The sequence below is a fragment of the Noviherbaspirillum sp. Root189 genome, from assembly GCF_001428545.1.
In the GTDB taxonomy this organism is placed as follows: Bacteria; Pseudomonadota; Gammaproteobacteria; order Burkholderiales; family Burkholderiaceae_D; genus Noviherbaspirillum.
In genome coordinates, this window is the sequence record NZ_LMHZ01000072.1 from 952 (window position 1) to 3,588 (window position 2,637).

Sequence of the window (2,637 nt, forward strand, 5' to 3'; positions counted from 1 at the left end):
TACCTCGTTCACCATGCCGAAACATTATCGGTCAACACGCTGCGCCAGCGGCTCGCTGCCCTCGCCCAATGGCACCTGGATCAGGGATTTCCCGATCCCACCAAAGCGCCGATCGTACGTAAGGTGTTCAAGGGTATTCAGGTTCTTCACCCGGTCCAGGAGAAACGCGCCAAGCCGCTGCAGCTTGAGCAACTGGGGCAGGTAGATCACTGGCTGAAGATCGCCATTGATACTGCAAAGGCCAATAATGACCGCAATGCAGAGCTACGCCACCTGCGTAACCGTGCCTTGCTGTTGCTTGGCTTCTGGCGTGGCTTTCGGGGAGATGAATTGACGCGGCTGCGCGCCGAACACGTCGAGGTGGTGCCTGGACAGGGGATGACTTGCTATTTTCCCCTCACCAAAACCGATCGTCAGGTGAAAGGCACGACGTTCAAGGCACCGGCCTTGGCGCGACTCTGCCCGGTGGACGCCTATCTGGCATGGGTCGGGGCGACACAGATCAGCGAGGGAGCGGTTTTCAGGGCCATTGATCGCTGGGGGCATGTGAGTGACGAAGGCTTGCACATCGACAGTTTGGTGCCGTTACTGCGCTCAATCCTGAGGGAGGCCGGTGTTGCATCGCCCGAACTCTATAGCGGGCATTCGCTGCGGCGCGGTTTTGCTACCTGGGCCAGCGCCAACGGCTGGGACGTCAAAACACTGATGGAATACGTTGGCTGGAAGGATGTGCATTCGGCTATGCGCTATGTCGACAGTGCCGACCCGTTCGCACGACATCGAATCAGTGAAATGCTGGCGCCTGAACCTGACCGTCTACCAAGTACCAAGAATCGGTGAATGGAGTCAGGTGAATCTAGAAAAGCCGGCGATTCCCGATCCTGATACCCGGTTTCTCAGAGCCAGTCGGAAAGGACATGAATAACCGAATGTCTGCACTGGACTTTCAATATTTTTATATGCCATGGATGAACTGCACAGGCACCTAGCCATAACGTCCAGTATGCGTTGGCCAGCAACAGACTGCTTTAATAACAAATTAATGGAGGTTGACCTGATGCGCGACGCCGAACCGTTCTGCCAGGGTGGCAAGCCGCTTATCTAACGTCCAAAGCTTCGCCCCTGGTGTAATCAATGTTGACGCCAGCAGAGTCATGTCCACCAGTCCGCAGCCCAGACCATACAATTTTTCCCGTTCGATGAACTCAAGCACTTCGTTCATGCTTGCCTGGTTGATTTGTTGAAGTGATTTCAAATCGCCCAACGATCTGGAACGTGGCGCTGGTGGCGTGCCGCAAGCGAGCTCAACAACGACCATCGGATGAATGACAGTCAAATCAAGAGCCAGCAACTCGACCAAGGCCTCGTTGCGTTTTCGAAAATGATCAACCCAGACTGATGTATCGACCAGCACGCTCATTGAGAAGCTTGCGCCCCACGGCGGCGCGGAATATCGGGCATTTCTGGGGTAGCGCTGCCTAGCGCAGCAAGCCGCTTCGCAGCTTGCACGCGCACGAAAGTCTTGAATGCTTCGCGCCAAATGTCTGATTTATCCATCGTTGGATCAGCCATCTCCAAAGCTTTTTCATACAACTCGTCGTCAATTGTTACCGTAGTTCTCATGGTATCTCCGCGGTAATGCATCGTATTTGATAGGTCATCTAATTTGATGCATGAGCTCACCAATTTTATCATCAAATCGTCGTTATTCATGGTGTTATGCGACAGTTTTCCTCGAAATTGCTAAACCACATCACGCAACAGCGGTCAGTCCTTTAATAGACATACAGGAGGTCTATCAGGCCGCAGTCCGCCATTTCGAGCTCGAACGGGGTTGCATCCTGCCGTCCGCCTCGGAAAACATTGCCTGCTACCTCATCGACTTTGCCGCTGGACTTCTGGTGCGGCTTTCGCGGCGCCGAGCTCACTCGTCTGCGTGCCGAACATGTCGAGCTCGTGCCTCGCCAGGGACTGGCTTGCTATTTCCCGATCGATAAAACTGATCGGCAGGTTCGGAGGAGCGTCGTTTAAGGCACCGACCCTGCCCGGTGGGGGCCTATCTTGCATGAGTAGGAGCGACACAGATCAGTGAGGGAGCGGTTTTCCGTGGCATTGATCGTAGGGGGCATGTCAGTGACGAAGGCTTGCACATCGACAGCTTGGTACCTTTACTACGTGCGATATTGAAGGAAGCCGGCGTTGTGTCGCCTGAAGTTTATAGTGGTCATTCGCTGCGCCGCTGTTTTTGCCTCTTGGGCCAGCGTCAACGGCTGGGAGGTCAAAACGTTGATGGAGTATGTTGGTTGGAAGGACGTGCATTCTGCGCTGCGCTATGTAGGCAGCGCTGCCCCCTTTCGCAAGGCACCGCATTAATGAAATGCTTGCGCTCGAGTCCTTGCCACCGAAAAGCGAAGTCGTACCGCAAGACCGATCCTTCGCCCGTTCGTCCGTCGTCGGGCTCTTATCTATAAGCAGGGATCCCAGCGCTGGCTGGTAGATGGCTGGAAGCGGTCATAAGGACTTGATCGCCATATGACAGGACGCGGTAGAGTAAGGATGTGGCGCGGTAGTCTTAGGCTTGGCTTGTCCGTTTGCCGCTGCTTTCGCATTGCGGTGCCCTAGTAGCGTCTGCCATCT

At 54.8% G+C, this 2,637-nt stretch carries 3 protein-coding genes; 1 reads left to right on the top strand and 2 read right to left on the bottom strand.

Annotated features, from left to right (window positions below):
- Positions 1–123: 123 nt before the first annotated feature.
- On the top strand, positions 124–840 hold the full coding sequence (locus ASE07_RS26315; RefSeq protein ID WP_235548644.1) for a site-specific integrase: 717 nt from the start codon (positions 124–126) through the stop codon (positions 838–840).
- A 199-nt stretch (positions 841–1,039) separates the two neighbouring features.
- Here the strand turns inward: ASE07_RS26315 and ASE07_RS26320 are convergent, their stop codons facing one another.
- Together ASE07_RS26320 and ASE07_RS26325 are read right to left on the bottom strand one after the other, a co-directional pair.
- Positions 1,040–1,420, bottom strand: a complete 381-nt coding sequence (locus ASE07_RS26320) for a type II toxin-antitoxin system VapC family toxin (RefSeq protein ID WP_057293789.1) — start codon at positions 1,418–1,420, stop codon at positions 1,040–1,042.
- Complete coding sequence (locus ASE07_RS26325) at positions 1,417–1,623, bottom strand: type II toxin-antitoxin system VapB family antitoxin (RefSeq protein ID WP_057293790.1); 207 nt, start codon at positions 1,621–1,623, stop codon at positions 1,417–1,419. The genes ASE07_RS26320 and ASE07_RS26325 overlap by 4 nt, the downstream gene beginning before the upstream one ends.
- Positions 1,624–2,637: the final 1,014 nt, after the last annotated feature.